Raw genomic sequence first — 26,378 nt, 5'->3', positions numbered from 1 at the left:
CAGACTGCCCCCGTCAAACAGACTGACTGAAAGGGTCCACCGATGACCACCGAGTTGAACCAGGGTGAGCAGTTCGTCGCCGACTTCCGCGCCAACGCCGCGGCGCTGACCACTGCCAACGCCTACAACCCGGAGGATGAGCACGACGCCTGCGGCGTCGGCTTCATCGCCGCGATCGACGGCAAGCCCCGCCGCTCGGTGGTCGAGAAAGGCATCGAGGCGCTGAAGGCCGTCTGGCACCGCGGCGCCGTGGACGCCGACGGCAAGACCGGCGACGGTGCGGGCATCCACGTCGCCGTGCCGCAGAAGTTCTTCAAGGACCATGTGAAGGTCATCGGCCACCGCGCGCCGGACAACAAGCTGGCCGTCGGCCAGGTCTTCCTGCCGCGCATCAGCCTGGACGCGCAGGAAGCCTGCCGCTGCATCGTCGAGACCGAGATCCTGGCCTTCGGCTACTACATCTACGGCTGGCGCCAGGTGCCGATCAACGTCGACATCATCGGCGAGAAGGCCAACGCGACCCGTCCGGAGATCGAGCAGATCATCGTCGGCAACAACAAGGGCGTGTCCGACGAGCAGTTCGAGCTCGACCTCTACATCATCCGCCGCCGCATCGAGAAGGCGGTGAAGGGTGAACAGATCAACGACTTCTACATCTGCTCGCTGTCGGCGCGCTCGATCATCTACAAGGGCATGTTCCTGGCGGAGCAGCTGACCACCTTCTACCCGGACCTGCTGGACGAGCGCTTCGAGTCCGACTTCGCCATCTACCACCAGCGCTATTCGACCAACACCTTCCCGACCTGGCCGCTGGCCCAGCCCTTCCGCATGCTCGCCCACAACGGCGAGATCAACACGGTCAAGGGCAACGTCAACTGGATGAAGGCGCACGAAACCCGGATGGAGCATCCGGCCTTCGGCACCCACATGCAGGACCTGAAGCCGGTGATCGGCGTCGGCCTGTCGGACTCCGGCTCGCTCGACACCGTGTTCGAGGTGATGGTCCGCGCCGGCCGCACCGCCCCGATGGTCAAGATGATGCTGGTGCCGCAGGCGCTGACCAGCTCGCAGACCACGCCCGACAACCACAAGGCGCTGATCCAGTACTGCAACTCCGTCATGGAGCCGTGGGACGGCCCGGCCGCGCTGGCCATGACCGACGGCCGCTGGGTCGTCGGCGGCATGGACCGCAACGGCCTGCGTCCGATGCGCTACACGATCACCACCGACGGCCTGATCATCGGCGGGTCCGAGACGGGCATGGTGAAGATCGACGAGACCCAGGTCATCGAGAAGGGCCGCCTCGGCCCGGGCGAGATGATCGCCGTCGACCTCCAGTCCGGCAAGCTCTACCGCGACCGCGAGCTGAAGGACCATCTCGCCACGCTGAAGCCGTGGGACAAGTGGGTGCAGAACACCACCCACCTGGACGAGCTGGTGAAGACCGCCTCGCTGAAGGGCGAGCCGTCGGACATGGACAAGGCCGAGCTACGCCGCCGCCAGCAGGCCTTCGGCCTGACCATGGAAGACATGGAGCTGATCCTGCACCCGATGGTGGAGGACGGGAAGGAGGCCATCGGCTCGATGGGCGACGACAGCCCCATCGCCGTGCTGTCCGACAAGTACCGCGGCCTGCACCACTTCTTCCGCCAGAACTTCTCTCAGGTCACCAACCCGCCCATCGACAGCTTGCGTGAGCGCCGGGTGATGAGCCTGAAGACGCGGCTCGGCAACCTCGGCAACATCCTGGACGAGGACGAGACGCAGACCCGCCTGCTGCAGCTCGAATCGCCGGTCCTGACGACCGCCGAGTTCCGCGCCATGCGCGACTACATGGGCGACACGGCGGCCGAGATCGACGCGACCTTCCCGGTCGACGGCGGCCCGGAGGCTCTGCGCGACGCGCTGCGCCGCATCCGCCAGGAGACGGAGGACGCCGTTCGCGGCGGCGCCACCCACGTCATCCTGACCGACGAGGCGATGGGCCCGGCGCGCGCCGCCATCCCGGCGATCCTCGCCACCGGTGCGGTGCACACGCACCTGATCCGCTCCAACCTGCGCACCTTCACCTCGCTGAACGTGCGCACGGCGGAGGGGCTGGACACCCACTACTTCGCCGTTCTGATCGGCGTCGGCGCCACCACGGTCAACGCCTACCTCGCGCAGGAGGCCATCGCCGAGCGTCACCGCCGCGGCCTGTTCGGCGCCATGCCGCTGGAAAAGGGCATGGCCAACTACAAGAAGGCCATCGACGACGGCCTGCTGAAGATCATGTCCAAGATGGGCATCTCGGTCATCAGCAGCTACCGCGGCGGCGGCAACTTCGAGGCCATCGGCCTGTCGCGCGCGCTGGTCGCCGAGCATTTCCCGGCGATGGTCAGCCGCATCTCCGGCATCGGCCTGAACGGCATCCAGAAGAAGGTGCTGGAGCAGCACGCCACCGCCTACAACGAGGAGGTCGTGGCCCTGCCGGTCGGCGGCTTCTACCGCTTCCGCAAGTCGGGCGACCGCCACGGCTGGGAAGGCGGCGTGATCCACACGCTGCAGCAGGCGGTGACCAACGACAGCTACACCACCTTCAAGAAGTACAGCGAGCAGGTGAACAAGCGCCCGCCGATGCAACTCCGCGACCTGCTGGAGCTGCGCTCCACCAAGGCCCCGGTGCCGGTGGACGAGGTGGAGAGCATCACCGCGATCCGCAAGCGCTTCATCACGCCGGGCATGTCCATGGGCGCCCTGTCGCCCGAGGCCCACGGCACGCTGAACGTCGCCATGAACCGCATCGGCGCCAAGTCCGACAGCGGCGAGGGCGGCGAGGATCCGGCGCGCTTCCGCCCGGACAAGAACGGCGACAACTGGAACAGCGCCATCAAGCAGGTGGCCTCGGGCCGCTTCGGCGTCACCGCCGAGTACCTGAACCAGTGCCGCGAGCTGGAGATCAAGGTCGCCCAGGGCGCCAAGCCCGGCGAGGGCGGCCAGCTCCCCGGCTTCAAGGTGACCGAGATGATCGCGCGGCTGCGTCACTCGACGCCAGGCGTGATGCTCATCAGCCCGCCGCCGCACCACGACATCTACTCGATCGAGGATCTCGCCCAGCTCATCTATGACCTGAAGCAGATCAATCCGGATGCGAAAGTGACGGTGAAGCTGGTCAGCCGTTCCGGTATCGGAACGATTGCCGCGGGCGTCGCCAAGGCCAACGCCGACATCATCCTGATCTCCGGCAACAGCGGCGGCACCGGCGCTTCCCCGCAGACCTCGATCAAGTTCGCCGGCCTGCCCTGGGAGATGGGCCTGTCGGAGGTCCATCAGGTCCTGACGCTGAACCGCCTGCGCCACCGCGTGCGGCTGCGCACCGATGGCGGCCTGAAGACCGGCCGCGACATCGTGATCGCCGCCATGCTGGGTGCGGAGGAGTTCGGCATCGGCACGGCCAGCCTGATCGCCATGGGCTGCATCATGGTCCGCCAGTGCCACAGCAACACCTGCCCGGTCGGCGTCTGCGTGCAGGACGACAAGCTGCGCCAGAAGTTCGTCGGCACGCCGGAGAAGGTGGTCAACCTCTTCACCTTCCTGGCTGAAGAAGTGCGCGAGATCCTGGCCGGCCTCGGCTTCCGCTCACTGAACGAGGTGATCGGCCGCACCGACCTGCTGCATCAGGTCAGCCGCGGCGCGGAGCATCTCGACGACCTCGACCTGAACCCGCTGCTGGCCCAGGTCGATCCCGGCGAGAACGCCCGCTACTGCACGCTGCAGGGCCGCAACGAGGTGCCGGACACGCTGGACGCCCGCATCGTCGCCGACGCCCGCCCGCTGTTCGAGGAGGGCGAGAAGATGCAGCTCGCCTACAACGCCCGCAACACGCAGCGCGCCATCGGCACGCGGCTGTCCTCGATGGTGACCCGCAAGTTCGGGATGTTCGGGCTGCAGCCCGGCCACATCACCATCCGCCTGCGCGGCACCGCCGGCCAGTCGCTCGGCGCCTTCGCGGTGCAGGGCATCAAGCTGGAGGTGATGGGCGACGCCAACGACTATGTCGGCAAGGGCCTGTCGGGCGGCACCATCGTCGTCCGTCCGACGACCTCCAGCCCGCTGGAGACCAACAAGAACACGATCATCGGCAACACGGTCCTCTACGGCGCGACGGCGGGCAAGCTGTTCGCCGCGGGCCAAGCCGGCGAGCGGTTCGCCGTCCGCAACTCCGGCGCCACCGTGGTGGTCGAGGGCTGCGGCTCCAACGGCTGCGAGTACATGACGGGCGGCACGGCGGTCATCCTCGGCCGCGTCGGCGACAACTTCGCCGCCGGCATGACGGGCGGCATGGCCTACGTCTACGACCTGGACGACAGCCTGCCGCTGTACATCAACGACGAGAGCGTGATCTTCCAGCGCATCGAGGTCGGCCATTACGAAAGCCAGCTCAAGCACCTGATCGAGGAGCATGTGGCGGAGACGCAGAGCCGCTTCGCCGCCGAGATCCTCAACGATTGGGCGCGTGAGGTGACCAAGTTCTGGCAGGTTGTTCCGAAGGAAATGCTGAACCGCCTGGAAGTGCCGGTCCATCTGCCGAAGGCCATCTCGGCGGAGTAAAACCCGCGGCGTAAATCTCAGGTCGATTGCGCATATGCGAAACGGCGGTCCGGGGCAACCGGGCCGCCGTTTTTCACGCCGGCCGCGCCATGGCCGTCCTTTTCAGGGCGCCGTTCCCTGGAATAATCTGGTTGGGAATAATCTGGTTCGGCACGGGTTGTTAGGACCGCCTGGGGGCATCCGCAACCACACGGGAGGGCGTTATGCCGGCAGAGGACGGCTTGCGCATCAACATTCGCTTCGCCACGGCGGCCGACGGGCCGCGCTGCGCCGACATCTTCCTGCACGGGCGTCGCGCCGCCTTTTCCTGGCAACCCCAGGACCGGTTCGGCCTGGACGACTACTACGACTGCGTGGATGGGGAAGAGGTGCTGGTGGCCGAGTTGGACGGGGCCGGAGCCGGCGCCTGGGCGACGACCCGGCTGGTCGTCGGCTTCATCTCCGTCGATGCCGGCGACCGTTTCATCCACACCCTGTTCATCGACCCGCTGTGGCGCGGGCAGGGCATCGGCAGCGCGCTGCTGCGCGAGGCGCTGAGCCTGCTGCGCGGCTCCGCCGAACTGGCCTGCGCCTCGCGCAACGCGGCGGCCCGCGCCTTCTACGAGCACAACGGCTGGACCCCGGTCCCCGACGCCGGTCCGGAGGGCGACGCCGCCCCCCTGGTGGTCTACCGCAAATCCGCCCTTTGACACCCTCCCGGCACGGTTGATCCATAAGCCGAAGGAGCGGCGTCACAGGCCAAAGCGCAGACTGTTTTCCACGCTTCCCATACGCTACAGTCCGGCCCGGCATGCGGACACTCCATCACCACCCCCTCCATCCCTTGTCCCGCGTCGCGCGGGTGATGCTGGCCGAGAAGGGTCTTCCCTTCGACACGGTCATCGAGAAGCCGTGGGAACGGCGCGAGGATTTCCTGATGCTGAACCCCGCCGGCGAGCCGCCGGTGCTGGTGGAGGAGGACGGAACCGTCGTGGCCGGCGGGCTGCCCGTTCTGGAGTATCTGGAGGAGGCCTACCCCGACGTGGCGCTGATGCCGCGGGAGGTGGCGGCCCGCGCCGAGGTGCGCCGGATCGTCGACTGGTTCACCCGGACCTTCGACCGCGAGGTGACCGAGAATCTGGTCGGCGAGAAGCTGATCAAGCGGCTGTCCGGCCAGGGCCACCCCTACGCCCCGGCGATCCGCGCCGGTCTGGCGAACATCCAGTACCACATGGAATACATCGCCTTCCTGTCGGAACGCCGCCCCTGGTTGGCCGGCTCCAGCTTCACGGTGGCCGACATCGCAGCGGCGGCGGCGCTGTCCTGCGTCGATTACGTGGACAACGTTCCGTGGGACAAGGTGCCGGAGGCCAAGGACTGGTACGCCCGCATCAAGTCGCGCCCCAGCTTCCGCGGCCTGCTGGCCGACAGCGTCCCCGGCTGCCCGCCGCCCCGCCATTACGCCGACCTGGATTTCTGAGCCGATCTGTCCGGCCGGGATAGGCCCCGCCTGAAGGTGGAACCCCATCCGTACCGGTCTGTTTCGCTTTGGTTGCAGAACGGCAGAGGAGGATGGGGGCATGGCCCAACACGACTACGTGCGTCACACGCTCGATTGCCTGGAGGAGGCGCAAGCGGCCCTGCGGCTTGCCCAACGCAAGGGCCAGATCGCGCCGGAGGACGAGGACCAGCTGTCCCGCCGCCTCGAAGGAATCACCGAACGCATCGCCCAGGTTCAGGAGATGCATTGATGGCGGCAGGGCCGCGCCGGTCCGGGCGCGGCCTTTGTCCCGCTACGCCACCCCCGCCATGCGCAGCGCCACACCGGCCAGCGCGCAGGCGCCGAGGGTGGGCAGCATCCCCGCCTTGAAGCGGAACACCGCCAGCACCGCCGCCACGGTCAGCGCCAGGGCGGGCTGGTTGACGCTGGCGAGAACGGGCAGGTCCAGCGCCATGCCGGCGACGGACACCGTTTCCAGCCGGGCGAACAGCGTGTGCAGGGCGAACCACAGCGCCAGATTCAGGATCACCCCGACCACCGCCGCGGTGATCGCCGACAGGGCGGCGCCGAGCATCCGGTTGCCGCGCAGCGCCTCGACATAGGGCGCGCCGAGGAAGATCCACAGGAAACAGGGCACGAAGGTCACCCAGCTGGTCAGCAGCCCGCCCAGCACCCCGGCCAGCAGCGGCGGCAGCGCCCCCGGATCGCGCAACGCGCCGAGGAAGCCGACGAACTGCACCACCATGATCAGCGGCCCCGGCGTCGTCTCCGCCATGCCCAGCCCGTCGAGCATCTCGCCGGGATGGAGCCAGCCGTAGGTCTCCACCGCCTGCTGCGCCACATAGGCCAGCACGGCGTAGGCGCCGCCGAAGGTCACCACCGCCATCTTGGAAAAGAAGACGGCGATGCCGGTGAACGTGTTGTCCGGCCCCAGCGTCAGCAGCAGCGCCAGCACCGGACCCAGCCACAGGGCGAGGCAGACCGCCCCGACCCGCAGCGACCAAGCGGTGGAGGGCCGCGCGTGGTCCGGCGTCCCCTCGCCCAGCAGGCTGCTCCCGTGCGTGGACGCAGCCGCCCCGTGGGGCATCGGCCGGAAGGCGGAGACGCCCAGCCGCGCCCCTCCCAGCCCGATCAGCGCGGCGGTCAGGATGATCAGCGGGAACGGGACATTGAAGGCGAAGATCGCCAGGAAGGCCGCCGCCGACAGGGCGACCATCGCCCCGTTCTTCAGCGTGCGCCGCCCGACGCGGACCACCGCCTCCAGCACGACGGCGAGCACCGCCGCCTTCAGCCCGAAGAACAGCCCCTGCACCGCCCCGGTGTGCCCCAGCGTCGCGTAGATCAGGCTGAGCGCCATGATGGCCAGCGCGCCGGGCAGGACGAACAGGACGCCGGCGATCAGCCCGCCCACCGTCCGGTGCATCAGCCAGCCGATGTAGACGGCCAACTGCTGCGCCTCCGGCCCCGGCAGCAGCATGCAGTAGTTCAGGGCGTGGAGGAACCGCTCCTCGCCGATCCACTTCTTCTCGTCCACCACGATGCGGTGCATCATGGCGATCTGGCCGGCCGGCCCGCCGAAGCTCAGCGCCGCGATCCGCGCCCAGACCCGCGTGGCCTCGCCGAGGCTCACCCCGTGGCCGGCGGTGTCCGCACCGGGTGCGTTGGCGCTGTCCGCCTGGGTCATGCGTCGTCTCCGGAGCACGCGAAGGGGCGCCATTCAGACCACAAGGGACGGTCCGCCGCCAGCGCGGAGATGTGACGGAAATATTGCGCCGGTCAGGAGGGCGCCGCCGCGGGCAGGACCAGCTCCACCCGCAACCCGCCGAGCGGCGAATCGCCCAGCCGCAGGTCGCCGCCGTAGAGCCGCGCCACGTCGCGCACCACGGCCAGGCCGAGGCCGCTGCCCGGCGTGCTTTCGTCCAGCCGCACGCCGGGGGCCAGCACGGCGTCGCGCCGGTCGGCGGGCAGGCCCGGTCCGTCGTCGTCCACCACCACCGCCAGCATCCCGCCCGCCTCCAGCCGCGACGCCACCTCCACCCGCGACCCCGCCCATTTCATGGCGTTGTCCAGCAGGTTGCCCAGCATCTCGTCGAGATCCTCGCGCTCCCCGGCGAAGACATGCTCGCGCGGGACGCGGACGGTGACCGCCACCCGTCCTCCCCCCCGGCCTCCGCCCTGGAGCTTGTCCATCACCCGCGCCAGCGCCGCGGCGCGGTCGGCCACCGGGGTGGCGACGCCGGGCAGGCCGCGGGCGGCGGCGGCGCGGGCGCGGGCCATGTGGTGGTCGATGTGGCGGCGCATTTCCGCCACCCGCCGGGCGGCCGCCTCCCCCTCCGCCTCGTTCGCCAGCACGGCGAGGTTCGTCTTCAGCGCGTGGGCGAGATTCCCGGCCTGGAGCCGCGCCCGCACCACCACCTCCTCCGAATGGTCGAGCAGGGCGTTCAGGTCGTCGAGCAGCGGCTGCACCTCGCGCGGGGAGTCGCCGCCGAAGCGCTTCCGGCGCCCGGCCCGCACCGCGGCCAGTTCGGCGCGCAGCCGGACCAGCGGGCGCAGCCCCACCGACACCTGGACCACCGCCGCGGCGATCAGCGCCAGCGCCAGCGCCCCCAGCGACAGCCAGAGCACCCGGTTGAAGTCGGCCACCACCGCCCGCAGTTCCGCCTCATCCTGCGCCACCGCCATGCGCAGGGGTGCGGTCCCGTTGGGAAGGGTCACCGCGCGCTCCAGCACCGACAGATGGCGCCCGGCGGGCCCGACGACGCTGTGGCGGTGGATGTCGCCATCCGCCACCTCGTCCGGCGGCAGGGCCAGCGCCTCGTCCCACAGGGAGCGGGAGCGCAGGGCGGGCGTGTCCCCCGGCCCCACCTGCCAGTAGAGCCCCGACAGCGGCCGGCGGAAGCGCGGGTCGCTGAGCGGCTGGCGCAGCACCGGCACGCCGTCCGCCCCCAGCTCGGTCAGCGCGGCGAGCTGGTCGAGATGGTTGGTCAGCTCCGCCTCGAAGCGGCGGGCCACATGGTCGCGGAACAGGCCGGACAGCACCAGCCCGGCCAGCGCCAGGGCCAGCGCGATCCACACGGCCGCCCCGGCCAGCAGGCGGAAGCGCAGCGACCCGGTCAGCCGCCGCCCATCCCCGCTCACGGCGCCTCCAGCTTGTAGCCGAGCCCGCGCACGGTCTTGATCAGGTCGGCGCCCAGCTTGCGGCGCAAGCGCCCGACGAAGACCTCGATGGTGTTGGAATCGCGGTCGAAATCCTGGGCGTAGATGTGCTCGGTCAGCTCCGTCCGCGAGACGAGCTGCCCCTTGCGGTGCATCAGGTAATCAAGCACGCGGAACTCGTGCCCGGTCAGGTCCACCGGCCGCCCGTCCAGCGTGACCCGGCCCGAGCGGGTGTCCAGCACCACCCCGCCGCAGGCGATCTCCGCCGAGGCGTGGCCCTTGGAGCGGCGGATCAGCGCGCGGATGCGGGCGAGCAGCTCCTCCATGCTGAAGGGCTTCGCCAGATAGTCGTCGGCCCCGGCGTCGATGCCCTGGACCTTCTCCGTCCAGGCGCCGCGGGCGGTCAGGATGATGACCGGTGCTGTGATCCCGCCCGCGCGCCAGGAGCGCAGCACCGTCAGCCCGTCGACCCGCGGCAGGCCGAGGTCGAGCACGATGGCGTCGTAGGGCTCCGTCTCGCCGAGGAACTGCCCCTCCTCGCCGTCGGCGGCGCGGTCCACGGCGTAGCCCTCGCCCTCCAGCCGCTCGGCGAGCTGCTGGGCGAGCGCCGGATCATCCTCGACGACGAGCAGGCGCATGGCGCTCACCTCTTCCCATGATGGCCGCCCTCGCCCTTGCCCTCGCCCTTGCCGTTCCGCCCGCGCACCCGCAGCAGGTCGCCGGTGGCGGCGTCGTATTTCAGCTTCAGGACGCGGCCTTCGGCGGTGATGGTCTTGATCTCGTAGACGATCTGCCCGTCCTCGTCCTCGAACTCGACGTCCAGGATGTCGCCGGGGAAATCGGCCTGCGCGCGGGCGACGATGGCCTCCAGCGGCAGCGCCCGGCCCGACCGGAACGCCTCCCGCGCCCGCTCATGGTCGCGGTCGTCATCGGCCGCCGCCGGCAGGGCGGCACCGTCGAGGGCGGCGAGGAGGGCCAGGGACAGCAGGACGGCGCGGACGGCGTTCATGGTCGGAACCGGCGGACGAAAAGACACCCCCAGTTAGCACAAAGCGGGCTGAACGGCACCTGAACGAACCGCTCAGGCTGTGTTCAGCGGGAGCGGCGCAGTCTCCGCGGCAACGAACCCGCCGGACTGGAGACCGCCGATGATCCGCAGGATGCTGACCCACACCGCCGCCGCGACGCTCGTCATCGCCGTGGCGGCCTTCGCCTTCCAGGCCCTTGCCGGTGGGGAGGGCGTCGCCCGCACCGCCGGGTCGCTGGCCACCGCCATCGCGGGGGGCGATCATGACGCCGACTGATCCCCGCCCCACCACGGCGCGCCGCACGCCGGGTCGGCTGCTGTTCCTGTTCGCCTTCCACGCCGCACTGTCGGGCGCCTTCATCGTCGCCTACCTGACGGGGGACGAGGACACCTACGCCATGCATCAGGTCGCCGGCTACACGGCGCTGGCCGCGCTGGCGGTGCGGCTGCTGGCCGGGCTGCTGATGCCGGTGGGGCCGCTGCGCCTGCCCTACCCGTCCCTGACCGCCGCGCGGGACTGGCTGCGGCGCGTCGCCCTGGGCGAGGCGCGGGCCTGGGGGCAGCGCAGCCCGCTGCTCGCCTGGATGGCGCTGGCGCTGCTGGCCGTGGTCGGCGCCGCCGCGCTCAGCGGGGCGTTCGCCGACTTCGTCGTCCCCTTCGAAAAGCTGCACGAGGCGCTGGGCGAGGCCTCCCTGCCCGTCGTGCTGGCCCATGTCGCCCTGGTCGTCGCGTTGCTCGGCCTGAAGACCGTCGCCGGCCGGCGCGCCCGCTCCAACATCCGCCACGAGGTCACCGCACCATGATCCGCTTCCTTATGCCGACGCTGGCGGTCTTCGCCGTGGGTGGGGCCATCGCCGCCACCGCGAACCCGGCCCGCACCGCCCTGCTCGACGGCTACGCCGCCCAGGCGAAAGCGCAGTCGGCGACCTTCGCCGGCTTCTCCGCCGAGCGCGGACGCGCCCTCTATCTCGGCCCGCACACCGGCGGCAAGCCGGAGACAAACGCCTGCGCCGCCTGCCACACCCCCAATCCCACCGCCCAGGGGCGCCACCAGCGGACCGGGCGCGCGATCGAGCCGATGGCCGTCTCCGCCACCCCCAAGCGCTTCACCGACCCTGCGGAGGTGGAGAAGCGCTTCGACCGCGACTGCCCCAACGTCCTCGGCCGCGCCTGCACGGCGCAGGAGAAGGGCGACTTCATCACCTATCTCGCCGGACAGTGAGGACCCCCACCATGCCCCGCCGCCTCGCCGCCGCGTCCGTCCTGCTTCTGCTGTCCGGCGTCACCGCCTCGGCCAACGAGTTCGAACGCGTCCGCCCCGTCACCAACGACGCCACCCGCAAGGAATGCGGAGAATGCCACATGGCCTTCCAGCCCGGCCTGCTGCCGGCGGGAAGCTGGACCCGGATCATGGACGGGCTGGACGACCATTTCGGCGAGAAGGCCAGCCTGCCGCCCGGCCCGGCGGCGGAGATCCGCGCCTATCTGACCGGCAACGCCGCCGGGCGCGGCGACCCCGCGCTGCTGCGCATCACCGAACAGCGCTGGTGGCTGCGCGAGCACCGCTTCCGCCCGGAGGTCTGGCTGCGCAAGGACGTGCTGTCCAAGGCCAACTGCGAAGCCTGCCACCGCGACGCCGCCCGCGGCCTGTACGAGGACGACTGACGGGGCGGGACAAAGCGTTGCCGCGACGGTTGTCTTCGGGAGCGATCAGAGAGGGAGGAGCATCATGGACCACGACACCTTCAACATGGGCATCCGGAAGTACCTGAAGGTCGTCGGCGTCACCTCGCAGCGCGAGATCGAGCGCGCCGTGACCGAAGCGATCGAGTCCGGAAAGCTGAAGGGCAACGAGACGCTTCAGGCCCGCGTCGTGCTGACCGTCGAGGGCATCGGGCTGGAGCATGAGATCAAGGGGGAGATCGCGTTGGAGTAGCGGGGAAGTGCTTGCGACGGGCCCCCACCCAACCCTCCCCCGCTAACGCAGGGGAGGGCTTAATAAAACCTCCCTTCCCCGCCCAGCGGGGGAGGGCCGGGGTGGGGGCAACGGCGCCCACACCTCACCCCATCACCAACCCGCCATCCACATACAGCACCTGCCCGGTCATGAACCGGCTCCAGCCGGACGCCAGGAACAGCACCGGGCCGGTCACGTCCTCCGGCGTGGCGATGCGGCGCAGCGGAGTCTGGGCGACGATGGCGTCCTTGACGTCCTCCTTCGTCGCCCGGCTGGCGTCGGTGGGGTAGACCAGCCCCGGCGCCACGCAATTGACGCGGATGCCCAGCGGCCCCAGCTCCGCCGCCAGATTGCGGCTGAAGCCGACCAGCGCCGCCTTGGCCGTAGTGTAGTCGTGATAGGGCACGGTGGGCCGGGCGACGAGGTCGGTCGCCATGTTCACGATGCTGCCGCCGGGCCGCCGCCGCATCACCGGCAGCACCGCCCGGCAGACGTTGTAGGTGCCGAGCAGCGCCCCATCCACCTGCCCCCGGTAGTCCGCCCAGTCGGTGTCCCAGAACAGCTTGCGCTTCTCCGGGTCGAAGGCGTAGGGGCGGAAGGCGTTGTTCACCACCACGTCGATCTTGCCGAACTCCTCCGCCGTGCGCTCCACCATGCGCTGCACCGCGTCGGCGTCGGTCACGTCGGCCTGCACCGCCCAGGCGTCGCCGCCCGCCTCGCGGCAGGCCGACGCCACCGCCTCGGCGGCGTCCCCATTCTGGAGGTAGTTGACGGCGACCGCCGCCCCCTCCGCCGCGAAGGCCTTGGCGATGGCCGCGCCGATGCCGCGGCTGGCGCCGGTGACGAGGACGGTCTTGTCGCGGAAATCCATGGCGGGCCAAGCCTTCCTTACTCGGGGATCAGGTCGGACTGGACCAGCTTGCCCATGTCGAGGTCCGCCGCGATCAGGCCGAGCTGCTTGAAGGTGTCCGCCCCCTTCTGCATCAGTTCCGGGTCGAAGTGGCCGAGGCCCTTGGCCTTGGTCGTCTCCGACACGCTGGATTCGTTGCGCAGCTTGATGATGGCGAGGTTGGTGGCCTCGTCACGGCCGTTGATGGCGCGGGTCACGGCGAGGCGGGCGGCTTCCTCCGGCTCGGCGATCATCCAGGCGGCGCTGTCGCGGTAGGCGGCGAGGAAGCGCTTCAGAACGTCCTTCTTCGTGCGGTAGGTCTCCTCCGTCACCACGAAGATGTCGGAGGGCAGGTTCAGCGTGTCCTTGACCTCGATGACGTTGATGTCCTTGAGCCCCTTCTGCATCCCGACATACAGGCCGGTGTCGGTCGCCGCGGTGGCGTCCACCTGACCCTGGATGACGGGGGCGAAGTTCAGCAGGCCGGTCACCTCGATGGTCACGTCCTTCTCGCTCAGCCCCACCTGATGCAGCAGCACTTGGAGGTTCTGGCGCGTGCCGCTGGACAGGCTGTAGACGCCGATGCGCTTGCCCTTGAGGTCCTCGGGCTTGGTGATGTTGCGCTCCTTCGGCGACACCACGTTGAAGACGTTCTGCGGGTAGATGTTGTAGATGGCGATCAGCTTCTCGCCCTTGTCGAGCGCCAGATAGAAGGAGGCTGGGTCGGTGAAGGCCACGTCGGCCTGACCGGTCAGCATGTTCTGGATGGCCGAGCCGCCGCCGGTCCCCGGCACATAGCCGAGATCGATCCCCTTGGCCTTGAAGAAGCCCTTGTCCGGCTCGGCCAGCAGGTTGGTGATCTCGCTGATCGGCTGGCTCCAGCCCGCCACGGTCACCTTGTCGAGCGCCAGCGCGGGGGAGGACAGCAGGAAGGCGGAAACGGCGACGGCACCCAGGGTGCGCAGGAACCCGAACATCGTGTGATTATCCTTTCCACGGACGGCGCAGCAGCCACCGTTCGAGCCCGGCGGCGGCCTGATAAACGATCATGCCCAGCACCGTGATGACGATGAACAGGGCGAACATCATGGTCGAATCCATCATCCCCTGCGCCGCGATGATCGAGGCGCCCAGCCCCTGCCGGCCCCCGATGAACTCGCCGACGACGGCGCCGACCAGCGCCAGCACCACGGCGACGCGCAAGCCCGCCAGGATCACCGGCAGGCCGGAGGGAATCTTGAGGCGCAGCAGGGTTTGCAGGCGCGTCGCCCGCAGCATCCGGAACAGCTCCCGCTTGTTGGGATCGACCTGCTGGAGGCCGGTCATGGTGTTTTCCAGCAGCGGGAAGAAGCAGATCAGCGCCGTGATGACGACGGTCGAGGTCATGCCGAAGCCGAACCAGACGATGAACAGCGGCCCCAGCGCCAGCTTCGGCACCACTTGGCTGGCGAGGATGTAGGGGTAGAACAGGCGGCGCAGCACCGGCACCTCGGCCAGCAGCACCCCGGCGAGGAAACCCACGGTGCAGCCGGCGGCGAGGCCCATCGCCATCTCCGCCGTGGTGACCCAGAGGTGCGGCAGCAGATAGCCCCCGGCCAGCCCGTCCCACAGCGTGCGCAGCACCGCCGAGGGCAGCGGCACGACCAGCGCCGACACCCCCGCCACCCGGCAATAGACCTCCCACCCCGCCAGCAGCAGGACGAGCAGCAGGGCGGAGGCGGCACGCACCATCACGACGCGCGCTCCAGTGCCACGCCGGAGCCCGCGCCATCCATGGCGTGGCGCAGCTCCAGGCACAGGGCGTTGAAGCGGGGGCTGTAGCGGACGTCGCGCCCGCGCGGGCGGGCCAGCGGCACCGGCAGGGCGTGGCGCAATTGCCCGCCCTCCATCACCGCCACCCGGTCGGCCAGATAGACCGCCTCCGCGATGTCGTGGGTGACGAACAGCACGGTGGTGCGGTGCCGGGCGCAGAGCTTCAAGAGGTCGTTCTGCAACTCCTCCCGCGTGATGGCGTCGAGCGCGGCGAAGGGCTCGTCGAGCAGGAGCAGCGGCGGCTCGGTGACCAGCGCGCGGGCCAGAGCGACGCGGCTCTGCTGTCCGCCCGACAGTTGGCTGGGGTAGCGCCCTTCGAGTCCGGACAGGCCGACGAGGTCCAGCAGCTCCTCCGCCTTGCGGCGGTCCGCCGGCTGCGGACGGCGCGTCAGCGACACCGGCAGCAGCAGGTTGTCGAGCACCGTCCGCCACTCCAGAAGCGTCGGCGCCTGGAAGACGAAGCCGACCTGGGCACCCGGCCCCCGCACCGGCTCCCCCTGGATGCGGACGGTTCCGGTCGAGGGGGCGAGCAGCCCGGCGACCAGCTTCAGCAGGGTCGTCTTGCCGCAGCCGCTGCGCCCGACCAGCGCGTGGAACTCGCCCTCCCCGATGGTCCAGTCGATGCGGTCCAGGATGGTGCCGCCGCTCGGGACGCCGTAGCCGGCCTGTTCGATGCTGACGAAGCTCATGGCCGGCGCCTCAATCCGTGTAGGGAGCGAACGCGTCCGCCGCCCGTTCCGCCGAGCCTTCGATCTCGGTCATGGTGACGAGGTCCAGCAGGTTGAACCGCCCGTCATGGTGCCAGCCCGCTTCCGGCGCGGTCATGCGGCCGAGCGCGCAGAGGCGCGTCACACCGACCGCCCCCAGCGCTCCGGCGAGCGCGAACAGCTCCTCCGGCGCGGCGGCGATGCCCACGGTCTGGAGGAAGGCGCGGTAGGGCGCCAGCCCCGGCACCGCCTCGGCCAGCCGGTCCACCGCCACCACCGTCACCGTGCGGTTCAGCCCGCAAGGCGAGAGACCGTCCGCGGCGTCCGTGTAGGCGACCGCCCAGCTTCCCGCCGGATCGCCCAGCAGGGCGCGGCTGGGGTCGGCAAAGCCCTTCGTCTCCTCCGCGTTGCGCCAGGACGCGACGCTGCCCGCCTCGCCCATCGACAGAGGGCGGCGCGGGAACTTGCTGCCCAGCGCGTCCAGCTCGTGCGCCAGATAGCCGGCGAATTCACGCGGCGACACCCGCCCGCCGCGCTCCACGAAAAAGGTCTGGGGCGAGTAGCAGCCCTGCTGGTCGTAGCGCGCCACGTCGTAGGCCGCCTGCCGCGCCACCGCCCCCGCCTTCCCGGCGTCGAGCGCGGAGCGGGCGACCATGCCGAAGCTGATCTTGTGACCGTAGGGCAGGAAGCGCGTGGTGATCGGCACCCGCGAGCGGATGGCCTCCAGCGCGTCGTTGCCGCCATAGGCGACCACCGTGTCGGCGCGGCCCAGCCACGCGCGCTCCGTCGCTTCGTCGCCGCCCTTCCACCAGACGATGGCGATGCAGTCGGCCAGCTCCGGGTCGATCTCCGCCAGGATCTGCGCGAACCAGCCGGCGAACAGCGGCTCGGCGCTCGGCAGCTTGCCGACCGTGCCGGCCTTCACCAGCAGACCGGAAATCAGGCTCCACAGCGGCAGGCCCGGCACGTTGCCCGCCCAGACATGCAGCAGCAGTTCCGGCCCGAAGGCGCGGGCGAAGCCGCCCTTGGGCATCGGCTGGAAATCGTCGAGCACCGCCGGATTGGCGAAATCCTCCGCGATGAATTTCCGAAGCTCCGGCCCGCGGAAGGTCTTCAGATAGCCGGTCAGCCCCAGCCGGACCATCTCCGCGTCGTAGCCGGTGACCAGCGGCAGCAGACGTTCGGCCTTTCGCCGCCACGGGTCGCCGCGGTCGAGCAGCCGGGCGACGGCGCGGTCGATGGCGGCGGCGATCTCCGCCACGGTGCGGCTTTTCAGATAAGCCCGTGCGTTGGCGCGCACCCGCGTTGCCAATTCGGCGATCTGCGCCTCGCTCAGCACCGGCACCGCCACGTCGAGCGTCTCGGCGCCGCGCCGGAAGGTCAGCGTCCGCCAGTCCACCGCGTCGGCGGACAGCCCCGGCAGATGCCCGGCGCGCTCCATCAAGTCGCCCGCGCCGCTTTGAGGAAATCCTCGACCGCCATGGAGCAGCCCTTGGCGTCCGCCCCGTCGGCCCGGCCGAGAAGCTGGAAGCCGCCGTCCACCTCCACCCCCGCATCCTCGGTCAGGATGGCCGACGCGCAGTTGAAATGGGCCAGATCGTGATGGACCAGAACGCCGACGCTGCCGCGCGGCACCTCCTGCCCGGTCAGCGGGTTGATGACCCGGCTGCGGATCCAATGCGGGCCGGACTTCACCGACGGGCAGGCCTCGTTGCCGTCGTCGTAGAACTGGGTGCTCAGCTCCGTCATGCCGTACATGTTGATGCACAGCCGGCGCGGCACGCCGAAGGTCGCGGACAGGCGGCCGTAGAACTCCTCCGCCGCCATCTCGCGCGACTGGCCCTTGAAACCGCCGGTGTCGAGGACGCGGCTGCCCGCCGGCAGGGCGAAGCTCCGCCCCCGCTCGGCCAGCGCGTCCATCAGATGCACGACGCTGAAGCTCGCCCCCAGCAGGGCGTAGGGTTCGCCGGTGGCCTCGGCGCGGGACAGCTCGGCGATGGCCCCGTCCACGTCCAGCCCGGCGTCGGAGACGAAGTACCGGCTCTCCGCCGTCCCGAATTCGCTCTTGGCCAGCGCCAGATAATGGGCGAGCGAGGAGCTGGGCATCGCCTGCTCGGTCGGGAACAGGATGCCCATGCGCAGCCGCTCATACTCGCCCATGAAGCGGCGGCGGAAATTGACGGTCATCGAGCGGTCGTAGACCGCCAGCGTCGGATGGTGGCTCTTGCCCCGCACGCCCTTGGTGGTGCCGCTGGTCATGAAGACGTGCGGGCATTCCTCCGGCGGGCGGCCGCTCAGCGTCAGGTCCTTGAAGGCGCTGATCGGCACGGCGGGCACGTCGCGCCAGCTCTTCACCGTGCGCAGGGTGCGCGCGCGCTGGGTGGCGAAGCGGCGGTAGGGGGCGTTGGTCTCGAACTGGTGCGCGAAGACGGCCAGCGCCATGCGGTTGAACGCCTCCTCGTCCGCCTCTCCGGCGGCGATGAAGGCCAGCAGCTCTTCGACAAGTCGGGCTTCGGTCACGTCCGCACACCTTTTGCAACGCCAACAAACTGTTGCCGGGACAAGCGGTGTCTGGATGGAATGGGGGTACGCCGTGCCGCCCTTCAGTCCCGTCCCTACGCCGGTATGACCCGGATCAGGTTCGATGGGTCACCGCGTTGTCCGGATGAAAGCGCCGGACCGGCGGAGTCTCAGCCTCCTAGCGAGGCCCCCCAGGGAACATTCGCAAGCTAAGGGACCGGCCCCCGCCCGTCAAGGAGGTCGGGCTCTGAGACGGACTGCTCAAGGATGGCCGGCGCTCCGCCCGTGGCAGCCCCACAACCGCCGTGATAGGATCCGCGCCCGCGGGCGGCCGACGCCGGCGGCAGAACGGGGAACGGGATGGTGAGGATCGAGGACTGCACGCTGGTGTTCGCCGACACGGCGAACCACGCCCTGGTCGAGATGGCCATCCGGGACAGCATCGCCGCCTGCCGCTTCTCCAGCGTCCTGCTCCTTTCCGACCGCGACCCGAGGATTCCGGGCGTCGATTTCCACCGCATCGCCCCGATCAACGACATCGACGACTATTCGGACACCATCAACGTCCGCCTGCGCCGGCTGGTGACGACGAAGCATGTCCTGATCGCGCAGTGGGACGGCTTCGTCGCCGATCCGCAGGCCTGGACGGAGGCGTTCCGCGCCTTCGACTACATCGGCGCCCGCTGGGGCTGGTACGACGACGGCATGACGGTGGGGAACGGCGGCTTCTCCCTGCGCTCCGCCGCCCTGCTCGACCGGCTGCGCGACCTGCCTTTCGAAGCCGGCATCCCCGAGGACCACGTCATCTGCCGGACCGAGCGCCCGGCGTTGGAGAAGGCCGGCATCCGCTTCGCCCCGGAGGCGGTGGCCGACCGCTTCGCCTTCGAGCGGACGCCGGTGCCGGGACCGGCCTTCGGCTTTCACGGCCTGTTCAACTTCGGCAAGGTGCTGGGGGACCGCGCGCTGGAGGAGCGGATCGAGGTGATGGACGGCCCGCTCCTCGACCGGCGGGAGTACACGGACCTGATGACCAGCCTCGCGCTGTCCGGACGCAAGGCCCCCTTCGCCTCCATGGTCCGCAAGCTGGTGGCGCGGCGGGACGAGACGGTCCTGCGCTCCCAGATCACCGAATGGACGAGCGGTGCCGCGCGGGACTATGTGCTGGCCCTGGCCGATGCCGTGCAGACGACGGCGGCGCCGGGGTCGCGCTGGCCGGCGGTGGCCGCGCCGCAGCGCCGCCAGCCGAAGATCTACGACTGCTTCACCTTCCACAACGAACTCGACCTTCTGGAGCTGCGCTTCCGCGAGCTGTACGACACCGTCGACCAGTTCGTGATCGTCGAGGCCAAGCAGACCTTCACCGGCGCGACCAAGCCCCTGCATTTCATGGAGGAGCGCGACCGCTTCCTGCCCTTCCTGGACAAGGTGAAGCTGATCGTCGCCCCCGACTTCCCGGAAACCGACAATCCCTGGGTGCGCGAGCGGGCGCAGCGGAACGCCATCGCGCTCGGGCTGGACAAGGTGGAGCCGGACGACATCGTCGTCGTCTCCGACGTGGACGAGATTTTGCGCGCCCGCTCGCTCGCGTCGCTGCGCGACAGTTCGGCGATGATCGCCGGGTTCCGCGTGCCGCTGTTCTACTTCAAGGTCAACTTCATGAACGTGGAGGGCGAGAACTTCTCGGTCTTCCCCGTCGCCGTCCGCGGGCTGATGGCCCGGATGACCACGCCGCAGCAGATCCGGGAGAGCCGCGGCACGCTGGACCGCTACACCCCCGAGACCCGGCCCGCCTACGTGGACATCCTGCCCCACGCGGGCTGGCATTTCTCCTACATCGGCGACGACGCCGCCATCCGGCACAAGATCCAGAGCTTCTCGCACCAGGAGCTGAACCGCGACGACATCCTCGACGGCATCGACGTGCCGCGCTTCCTGGCGGAGGGCAGCGACCTCTTCAACCGTCCCGGCTACCGCTGGCAGTCCGTGGAGCTGAACGACTATTTCCCGGCGAACCTCCTGGGTGACCGCGAGCGCTGGTCGGACTTCATCGCCGAGGAGGTCGGCGGCCGGGTCACCTGGAAGTAGCCGGCGCTCTTTCCCCTACACCTCCCGCCGCAGCAAAGACAGGGCGGCCATCGCCATGACCTGCGCGGAATGGACCATGTCGTCGATGTCCACATACTCGTCCGGCTGGTGGGCGAGGTCGAGAATGCCGGGACCGTAGGCGATGCAGTCCTTGAGATGCCCGACCCGCGCGATGTGCTTCTGGTCGTAGGTGCCGGGGGACACCACCTGCGCCGCCGGGCGGCCCAGCACCGTCTCGATGGCCGCCCCCACCGCCCGTACCACCGGCGCGTCGGCGTCGGTCAGGGTGGGCAGGAAGGCCAGCACCTCGCGCAGCTCGTAATCGAAGCCGGGGCGTTCGCGGCGCAGACCCTCCAGGATGCCGACGATCTCCGCCCGCACCTCCTCCGGGTCCTCCTCGATCAGGTAGCGGCGGTCGATGACCATGCGGCAGCGGTCGGGCACCATCGGGCTGGGCAGGCCGCCATGGTCCTCGGGCTGGCCGCCGTGGATGGCGTTGATGTTCAAGGTGGACTGCCGGGCCCCCTCCGGGACCACCGGCATGGTGGTGCGCTTGGCGGCCAGACGGGGGATCAGCTCCGTCTCGATCCGGTGCAGCACGGCCCCCATGTGGCGCACCGCGCAGTTGCCGAGGAAGGGCATGGAGCCGTGGGCGACGCGGCCCTTGGTCTCGATCTCCGCCCACCAGACGCCGCGGTGGCCGATGCACACGCGGTCGACGTTCAGCGGTTCCGGGATGATGACGTGATCGACCCGCGGGCGGGAGAAGTAGCCGAGCGTGGCGAGGTGCCCGACCCCGCCGTAGCCGCCGGACTCCTCGTCCACCGTGCCGGAGATTTCCAACGCGCCGGGGAAAGGGATGCCGGCCTCCAGGATCGCTTCCACGGCGATGATGGAGGCGGCGATCCCGCCCTTCATGTCGCAGGCGCCGCGGCCGTAGACGCGCCCGTCCTTCACCACGCCTTCGAAGGGATCGACCGTCCAGCCCTGGCCGGCGGGCACCACGTCGATGTGGCCGTTGAAGTGCACGCAGGGGCCGGGCTCGCGCCCCTCGACGCGGGCGACGACGTTGGTGCGCGGGTAGCGGTCGCTGTCGCCCGGCGCGCCGTCGGCCCGCACATACTCCACGGCGAAGCCGCGCCCGGCCAGCCGTCGCCCGAGGAATTCCGCGCAGTCGGTGTAGACGTCGCCGGGCGGGTTCACGGTCGGGATGCGGATCAGGTCGCGGGTCAGCGCGACGAGGTCGTCGCGCCGCTCCGCGATGCGGCGGAACAGCGACTCCCGTTGATCGAGCGGCATGCATCCCCCCTGCGCACAATTGGTTGTGCGGAAGGATCGGTCATGCCGGCGCGCCTGTCGAGCGGTTCCGCGCCTCACTCCGCCGCATGATGCCGCAGCCGTCCGTCCTGATTGGCCTGCCCGTTGCGGAGCTGCTCCTCGTACCAGCGGCGGTGATGGTCCTTGGCCCAGTTCTCGTCCACCACGCCGCTGCCCATGGCGTCGAACGCGCCCTCCATGCCGATGGTGCCGATGTAGATGTGCCCGATGATCAGCGCGATCATCAGCGCGGCCACCACCCCGTGCGCCACATGCAGGATCTGCATGCCGCCGATCCCGGTGACGGCGAAGGGCATCATCAGCAGGAAGCCGGTGAGCGACAGCGCGAAGCCGCCGAACACCACCGCCCAGAAGACGCCCTTCTGACCGGCGTTGAAGCGCCCGGCCTCCGGATGCTCGCCGGACTTGCTCAACACGCCGCCGAGCGTCTTCAGCCAGACGAGATCGGCCTTCTCCGGGATGTTGTCGCGCACCCACAGCACGAAGATCATGAGCAGGCCAAGGACGAAGGGCACGCTGAAGAAATTGTGCATGTACTTGCTGGCCTCGGCCAGCATCGTGAAGTTCGGGTGGCCGATCAGCGGGATCAGCAGCATGCGCCCGAAGGTCAGGATCAGCCCGGTCAGCGCCATCAGCAGGAAGCTGACCGCCGTCGTCCAGTGGGCGAAGCGGTCCATGCCGCTGAAGCGCGGCACCGGGCGCCCCGACCGACCGCCCTGGATGCGGATGGTGCCGCGGATCAGGTAGAAGATCGCCAGCACCGCGATCGGCCCCAGAATCAGGGCGCCGGCGATGATCTTCAGCCAGACCATGCGGAACTCGCGCCACTCCCGCCCTTCCGGCTGGACCAGGACGCCCAGCTTCCCGTCGGGGATGCTGACCCGCCCGGTGAGCTTGCCGTCCGGCGTCTGGTAGAGCTGCACCTCGTCCTTCGAGGTCGGCGAGGTCGGCCCCGGCGTCTGGTAGAACTGCGCCTGCACCGCCGGGGCGGCGAGCAGCAGAACGAACAGGACCAGCAGGGGGCGCAGGAGCTTCGTCATGGCGCGTCCTTCCCTAGAGAGTGTGCGCTTTGCCTTGGCGGGGGCTTTGCGTTGGAATGCTGTTGCCCCCTCCCCGGCCCTCCCCCGCTGCGCGGGAGAGGGGGCTGTACACGAAGCGGCGGCAGTCCCCTCCACCGCGCCAGCGGGGGAGGGTTAGGGAGGGGGCAAAACCCCACCCGCTCAGCTCCCGCCGGTGCCCTCGCGGCCCGGGCTGAAGGCGTCGCCGCGGTCGTTCCGGCCATAGGCGGTCGACCAGCCCCAGGCGCCGGAGCCGTAGCCGCGGCGCACCGTCCGCTCCTTGTAAATGTCGGCTAGGACGTCCCCGTCACCGGCCATCAGCGCGCGAGTGGAACACATTTCCGCGCAGAGCGGCAGCTTGCCCTCGGCCAGCCGGTTGGTGCCGTATTTCTGGTACTCCTCCATCGTGTTGTCCTCTTCGGGACCGCCGGTGCAGAAGGTGCATTTGTCCATCTTGCCGCGCCCGCCGAAGTTGGTCGCTTGCGGGTACTGCGGCGCACCGAAGGGGCAGGCGTAGAAGCAATAGCCGCAGCCGATGCACAGGTCCTTCGAGTGCAGCACCACCCCGTCCGCCGTCTGGTAGAAGCAGTCCACCGGGCAGACCGCCGCGCAGGGCGGATCGTTGCAGTGCATGCAGGCCATGGAGATCGACCGCTCGCCCGGCACGCCGTCCTTCAGCGTGATGACGCGGCGCCGGTTGATGCCCCAGGGGATGTCGTGCTCGTTCTTGCAGGCGGTGACGCAGGCGTTGCATTCGATGCAGCGTTCCGCGTCGCACAGGAATTTCATGCGGGCCATGGTTGTCTGTCCTCCTTGCGCGTCAGGCCGGTTCGACGCGGCACAGCGTCACCTTGGTTTCCTGCATGAAGGTCATGGGGTCGTAGCCGTAGGTCGTCACCCCGTTGGCCGGCTCGCCCAGGACGATGGGGTCGGTGCCCGGCGGGTAGTTCTCCCGCAGGCTGTTGCCCTGCCAGTAGCCGGAGAAGTGGAAGGGCATGAAGACCGTGCCGGTGCCGATGCGTTCGGTCACCAGGGCGCGCATCCGCGCCTTGGAGCTGTCCTCCGGCCCGTAGACCCAGACCATGCCGCCATCGCGGATGCCCAGACGCTCGGCGTCCTTGGGGTTGATCTCCACGAACATCGTCTGTTGCAGCTCGGCCAGCCATGGGTTGGAGCGGGTCTCCTCGCCGCCGCCCTCGTATTCGACCAGCCGTCCGGAGGTCAGGATGAAGGGGAAGCGCTGGCGGATGTCGCTGTCCGCTATCTTGAACTGGAGCGAGCGGGCGAGCTGCGGCAGGCGGTAGTCGCGCCGATCCTCGATCGCCGGGTATTCCTTCACCAGCTCCGGCCGTGGCGAGTAGATAGGCTCGCGGTGCAGCGGCACCGGGTCGGGCAGGTTCCAGGCGACGGCACGCGCCTTGGCGTTGCCGTGCGGCGAACACCCATGCTTCAGCGCGACGCGGATGATGCCCATGGACAGGTCGGTCTGCCAGCTCACCTCGTCCACCTTGTCGCCGCCGATGGCCTGGATGACGCGCATCTCCTCCGCCGTCAGGTCCTTGTCCCAGCCCAGCTTGCGCAGCATCGCCATGGTGAATTCGGGATAGCCGTCCTCGATCTCCGACCCCTTGGAATAGGAGCCGTCGGCGAGCAGGCTGACGCCGTTGCGCTCCACCCCGAAGCGGGCGCGGAAGACGCCGCCGCCCTCCATCACATGCTTGGAGGTGTCGTAGAGCACGGCGCAGCCGGGGTGGCGAAGCTCCGGATGGCCCCAGCAGGGCCAGGGCAGGCCGTAATACTCGCCCTTCAGCGGGCCGCTGGTCGCCTGCATGGTGATCTTGTCGAAGTCGGCCTGATGCTTCATGTGCATCTTCAGCCGCTCCGGCGACTGGCCGGTGTAGCCGGTGGACAGGCAGCCGCGGTTGATCTCGCGCAGGATGTCCTCGGGCACCGGGCGGGTCTCCTCCACCGTGATGTGCTTGAACATCTCGTCGGCGAAGCCGAACTTGCGGGCGAGCAGATAGATGATCGTGTAGTCGTCCTTGGACTCGAAGATCGGCTCCACGACCTTCTCGCCCCACTGCATCGACCGGTTGGAGCAGGTGCGCGAACCGTCCGTCTCGAACTGCGTGCAGGCGGGCAGGATGTAGGTGCCGTTCTTGCGTTCCTTGAAGGCGGCGAAGGTGGTCGGGTGCGGATCGGCGATGACCAGCAGGGACAGCTGCTCCAGCCCCTTCAGCATCTCCGGCATGCGGGTGACGGTGTTGCCGCCGTGGCCGAAGACGACCATCGCCTTCAGCGGCGACGGCTGCTGGATTTCCTCCGGCTTGTAGGTGACGCCGTCGAACCAGCGGGTGGTCGGGATGCCCTTGGCCTCCATCAGCTCCTTGGAGGAGAAGCGGGCCTTCATCCAGTCGTAGTCGACGTCCCAGACGCGGCAGAAATGCTTCCACGCCCCCTCGGCCAGCCCGTAGTAGGAGGGCAGCGTGGAGACGTCGAGCCCGAAGTCGGTGGCGCCCTGCACGTTGCAGTGGCCGCGGTAGATGTTGGCGCCGCCGCCGGCCACCCCGATGTTGCCCAGCGCCAGCTGCAGGATCGACAGGGCGCGGACGTTGGCGGTGCCGGTGGTCTTCTGGGTGATGCCCATGCACCAGATGACGGTGGACGGCCGGTTCTTCGCCAGCGCCTCCGCCACGCGGTAAAGCTGCTCGCCGGGCACGCCGCTGACCTTCTCCACCGTCGCGGGGTCCCACTTCTTCACCTCGGCGCGGATCTCGTCCATGCCGTAGACCCGCTGGCGGATGTATTCCTTGTCCTCCCAGCCGTTCTCGAAGATGTGCCAGAGGATGCCCCAGGTGACCGGGATGTCGGTGCCGGGACGGATGCGCACATAGTCGGTGGCATGGGCGGCGGTGCGGGTGAAGCGCGGGTCGATGACGATGAAGGGGGCGCGGTTGTGCTCCTTGCCGCGCAGCATGTGCGGCAGCGAGACGGGATGGGCCTCCGCCGGGTTGCCGCCGATGATCAGCAGCGCCTTGGAATTCTGGATGTCGTTGTAGCTGTTGGTCATCGCGCCGTAGCCCCAGGTGTTCGCCACCCCGGCGACCGTGGTGCTGTGGCAGATGCGCGCCTGATGATCGACGTTGTTGGTTCCCCAGAAGGCCGCCAGCTTGCGGAAGAGATAGGCGCCCTCGTTGGAGAATTTGGCGGAGCCCAGCCAGAATGTGGCGTCCGGCCCGGACTGTTGGCGGATCTCCAGCAGCTTGGTCCCGATCTCCTCGATGGCCTGATCCCAGGAGATGCGCTGCCACTGGCCGTCGACCAGCTTCATCGGGTACTTCACCCGCCGCTCGCCCTTGGTCAGCTCGCGCACCGAGGCGCCCTTGGCGCAGTGCGCGCCCTGGCTGATCGGGCTTTCCCAGCCCGGTTCCTGCCCGGTCCAGACGCCGTTCTGCACCTCCGCGATCACCGTGCAGCCGACCGAGCAGTGGGTGCAGACGTTCTTGCGGGTGACGACCTCGACGTTGGGCAGGGTCGGCCCGGCCTCGGCCTTCCGGATCATCGCGGCGGGCAGCGCGCTCAGAGCCGCCATGCCCCCGGCGGCGAGGCCGGAGGTCTTCAGGAAGCCGCGGCGGTCGACGGTTTCCCCCAGCCCGGCGGTGCCCGCGGACAGTCCGTTGGCCGACAATCCGTTCAGGCGGCGGGCGAGGGAGGCGCGGGTGGCGGCGGTTCCGGCGTTGCGCTTGACGAGCATGGGGC

General features: G+C 69.6%; 24 protein-coding genes and 1 riboswitch. Of the genes, 10 read left to right on the top strand and 14 right to left on the bottom strand.

Annotation, left to right across the window (positions count from 1 at the left end):
• Nucleotides 1-42: 42 nt before the first annotated feature.
• The 4 genes from gltB to ACWPN5_RS24085 all read left to right on the top strand — a co-directional run bounded on the left by gltB (nucleotide 43) and on the right by ACWPN5_RS24085 (nucleotide 6,320).
• Nucleotides 43-4,590 (top strand): glutamate synthase large subunit, encoded by a 4,548-nt coding sequence (gene gltB, locus ACWPN5_RS24100; RefSeq protein WP_145689201.1) that lies wholly within the window; start codon nucleotides 43-45, stop codon nucleotides 4,588-4,590.
• A 203-nt stretch (nucleotides 4,591-4,793) separates the two neighbouring features.
• A complete protein-coding gene (locus ACWPN5_RS24095) occupies nucleotides 4,794-5,279 on the top strand; it encodes a GNAT family N-acetyltransferase (protein ID WP_145689200.1) in 486 nt (161 codons plus the stop codon).
• 101 nt (nucleotides 5,280-5,380) lie between these two features.
• Entirely contained in the window at nucleotides 5,381-6,049 is a 669-nt protein-coding gene (locus tag ACWPN5_RS24090; RefSeq protein WP_174451809.1) for a glutathione S-transferase family protein, read from the top strand.
• A gap of 100 nt (nucleotides 6,050-6,149) precedes the next feature.
• A complete protein-coding gene (locus tag ACWPN5_RS24085; protein ID WP_014198041.1) occupies nucleotides 6,150-6,320 on the top strand; it encodes a hypothetical protein in 171 nt (56 codons plus the stop codon).
• Nucleotides 6,321-6,362: 42 nt separating this feature from the next.
• Here ACWPN5_RS24085 and chrA read toward each other — a convergent pair whose 3' ends face one another.
• The 4 genes from chrA to ACWPN5_RS24065 form a co-directional block, all read right to left on the bottom strand.
• Nucleotides 6,363-7,754 carry a chromate efflux transporter gene (gene chrA, locus ACWPN5_RS24080; RefSeq protein WP_492297805.1) on the bottom strand — a complete coding sequence of 464 codons (1,392 nt, stop codon included), beginning with the start codon at nucleotides 7,752-7,754 and terminating at the stop codon, nucleotides 6,363-6,365.
• A gap of 92 nt (nucleotides 7,755-7,846) precedes the next feature.
• Nucleotides 7,847-9,208: a sensor histidine kinase gene (locus ACWPN5_RS24075; protein ID WP_492297803.1), complete on the bottom strand. Its 1,362-nt coding sequence runs from the start codon at nucleotides 9,206-9,208 to the stop codon at nucleotides 7,847-7,849.
• A complete protein-coding gene (locus ACWPN5_RS24070) occupies nucleotides 9,205-9,864 on the bottom strand; it encodes a response regulator (protein WP_454017274.1) in 660 nt (219 codons plus the stop codon). The genes ACWPN5_RS24075 and ACWPN5_RS24070 overlap by 4 nt, the downstream gene beginning before the upstream one ends.
• 5 nt (nucleotides 9,865-9,869) lie before the next feature.
• Complete coding sequence (locus tag ACWPN5_RS24065) at nucleotides 9,870-10,235, bottom strand: PepSY domain-containing protein (protein ID WP_492297801.1); 366 nt, start codon at nucleotides 10,233-10,235, stop codon at nucleotides 9,870-9,872.
• A gap of 139 nt (nucleotides 10,236-10,374) precedes the next feature.
• Between ACWPN5_RS24065 and ACWPN5_RS24060 the strand changes: the two genes are divergently transcribed.
• The 5 genes from ACWPN5_RS24060 (at nucleotide 10,375) to ACWPN5_RS24040 (ending at nucleotide 12,189) form a co-directional block, all read left to right on the top strand.
• Nucleotides 10,375-10,530, top strand: a complete 156-nt coding sequence (locus ACWPN5_RS24060; RefSeq protein ID WP_186466176.1) for a hypothetical protein — start codon at nucleotides 10,375-10,377, stop codon at nucleotides 10,528-10,530.
• Nucleotides 10,517-11,056, top strand: coding sequence for a hypothetical protein (locus ACWPN5_RS24055; RefSeq protein WP_492297799.1), 540 nt, complete (start codon nucleotides 10,517-10,519; stop codon nucleotides 11,054-11,056). Before ACWPN5_RS24060 ends, ACWPN5_RS24055 begins: the two co-directional genes overlap by 14 nt.
• Nucleotides 11,053-11,475 (top strand): DUF1924 domain-containing protein, encoded by a 423-nt coding sequence (locus ACWPN5_RS24050; protein ID WP_145689193.1) that lies wholly within the window; start codon nucleotides 11,053-11,055, stop codon nucleotides 11,473-11,475. Before ACWPN5_RS24055 ends, ACWPN5_RS24050 begins: the two co-directional genes overlap by 4 nt.
• Nucleotides 11,476-11,486: 11 nt before the next feature.
• Nucleotides 11,487-11,918 (top strand): diheme cytochrome c, encoded by a 432-nt coding sequence (locus tag ACWPN5_RS24045; RefSeq protein ID WP_492297798.1) that lies wholly within the window; start codon nucleotides 11,487-11,489, stop codon nucleotides 11,916-11,918.
• Between the two features lie 64 nt (nucleotides 11,919-11,982).
• Nucleotides 11,983-12,189, top strand: a complete 207-nt coding sequence (locus ACWPN5_RS24040; protein ID WP_137104577.1) for a DUF6494 family protein — start codon at nucleotides 11,983-11,985, stop codon at nucleotides 12,187-12,189.
• A 124-nt stretch (nucleotides 12,190-12,313) separates the two neighbouring features.
• Here the strand turns inward: ACWPN5_RS24040 and ACWPN5_RS24035 are convergent, their stop codons facing one another.
• Genes ACWPN5_RS24035 through ACWPN5_RS24010 form a run of 6 tightly spaced genes read right to left on the bottom strand, consistent with a single transcriptional unit; the run spans nucleotide 12,314 to nucleotide 18,138 of the window.
• Nucleotides 12,314-13,081, bottom strand: a complete 768-nt coding sequence (locus ACWPN5_RS24035; RefSeq protein ID WP_145689191.1) for a 3-oxoacyl-ACP reductase — start codon at nucleotides 13,079-13,081, stop codon at nucleotides 12,314-12,316.
• Nucleotides 13,082-13,098: 17 nt separating this feature from the next.
• Complete coding sequence (locus tag ACWPN5_RS24030; RefSeq protein WP_145689190.1) at nucleotides 13,099-14,076, bottom strand: ABC transporter substrate-binding protein; 978 nt, start codon at nucleotides 14,074-14,076, stop codon at nucleotides 13,099-13,101.
• Between the two features lie 7 nt (nucleotides 14,077-14,083).
• On the bottom strand, nucleotides 14,084-14,830 hold the full coding sequence (locus ACWPN5_RS24025; protein ID WP_137117205.1) for an ABC transporter permease: 747 nt from the start codon (nucleotides 14,828-14,830) through the stop codon (nucleotides 14,084-14,086).
• Nucleotides 14,830-15,600, bottom strand: a complete 771-nt coding sequence (locus tag ACWPN5_RS24020; RefSeq protein ID WP_186466175.1) for an ABC transporter ATP-binding protein — start codon at nucleotides 15,598-15,600, stop codon at nucleotides 14,830-14,832. The genes ACWPN5_RS24025 and ACWPN5_RS24020 overlap by 1 nt, the downstream gene beginning before the upstream one ends.
• A gap of 10 nt (nucleotides 15,601-15,610) precedes the next feature.
• Entirely contained in the window at nucleotides 15,611-17,059 is a 1,449-nt protein-coding gene (locus ACWPN5_RS24015) for an acyl-CoA reductase (RefSeq protein WP_492297797.1), read from the bottom strand.
• Entirely contained in the window at nucleotides 17,059-18,138 is a 1,080-nt protein-coding gene (locus tag ACWPN5_RS24010) for a LuxE/PaaK family acyltransferase (RefSeq protein ID WP_492297795.1), read from the bottom strand. The genes ACWPN5_RS24015 and ACWPN5_RS24010 overlap by 1 nt, the downstream gene beginning before the upstream one ends.
• A gap of 74 nt (nucleotides 18,139-18,212) precedes the next feature.
• Nucleotides 18,213-18,342: riboswitch (TPP riboswitch) on the bottom strand.
• 156 nt (nucleotides 18,343-18,498) lie between these two features.
• On the opposite strand from ACWPN5_RS24010, the gene ACWPN5_RS24005 reads away from it, so the two are divergent.
• A complete protein-coding gene (locus ACWPN5_RS24005; protein WP_492297793.1) occupies nucleotides 18,499-20,223 on the top strand; it encodes a DUF5672 family protein in 1,725 nt (574 codons plus the stop codon).
• 15 nt (nucleotides 20,224-20,238) lie between these two features.
• On the opposite strand, the gene ACWPN5_RS24000 is transcribed toward ACWPN5_RS24005, so the two are convergent.
• The 4 genes from ACWPN5_RS24000 to ACWPN5_RS23985 all read right to left on the bottom strand — a co-directional run bounded on the left by ACWPN5_RS24000 (nucleotide 20,239) and on the right by ACWPN5_RS23985 (nucleotide 26,373).
• Nucleotides 20,239-21,522 (bottom strand): acetylornithine deacetylase/succinyl-diaminopimelate desuccinylase family protein, encoded by a 1,284-nt coding sequence (locus tag ACWPN5_RS24000; RefSeq protein ID WP_492297792.1) that lies wholly within the window; start codon nucleotides 21,520-21,522, stop codon nucleotides 20,239-20,241.
• 74 nt (nucleotides 21,523-21,596) lie between these two features.
• Nucleotides 21,597-22,601, bottom strand: coding sequence for a formate dehydrogenase subunit gamma (locus ACWPN5_RS23995; protein ID WP_492297790.1), 1,005 nt, complete (start codon nucleotides 22,599-22,601; stop codon nucleotides 21,597-21,599).
• A 180-nt stretch (nucleotides 22,602-22,781) separates the two neighbouring features.
• Nucleotides 22,782-23,417, bottom strand: coding sequence for a formate dehydrogenase FDH3 subunit beta (fdh3B, locus tag ACWPN5_RS23990; protein ID WP_492297788.1), 636 nt, complete (start codon nucleotides 23,415-23,417; stop codon nucleotides 22,782-22,784).
• Between the two features lie 22 nt (nucleotides 23,418-23,439).
• Nucleotides 23,440-26,373 (bottom strand): formate dehydrogenase subunit alpha, encoded by a 2,934-nt coding sequence (locus ACWPN5_RS23985; protein WP_492297786.1) that lies wholly within the window; start codon nucleotides 26,371-26,373, stop codon nucleotides 23,440-23,442.
• Between the last annotated feature and the right edge of the window lie 5 nt (nucleotides 26,374-26,378).

The sequence above is a fragment of the Azospirillum sp. UENF 211521 genome (assembly GCF_058780535.1).
The sequence above is the reverse complement of the archived record's forward strand: the minus strand, read 5'-3'. Positions and strand labels throughout refer to the sequence as shown.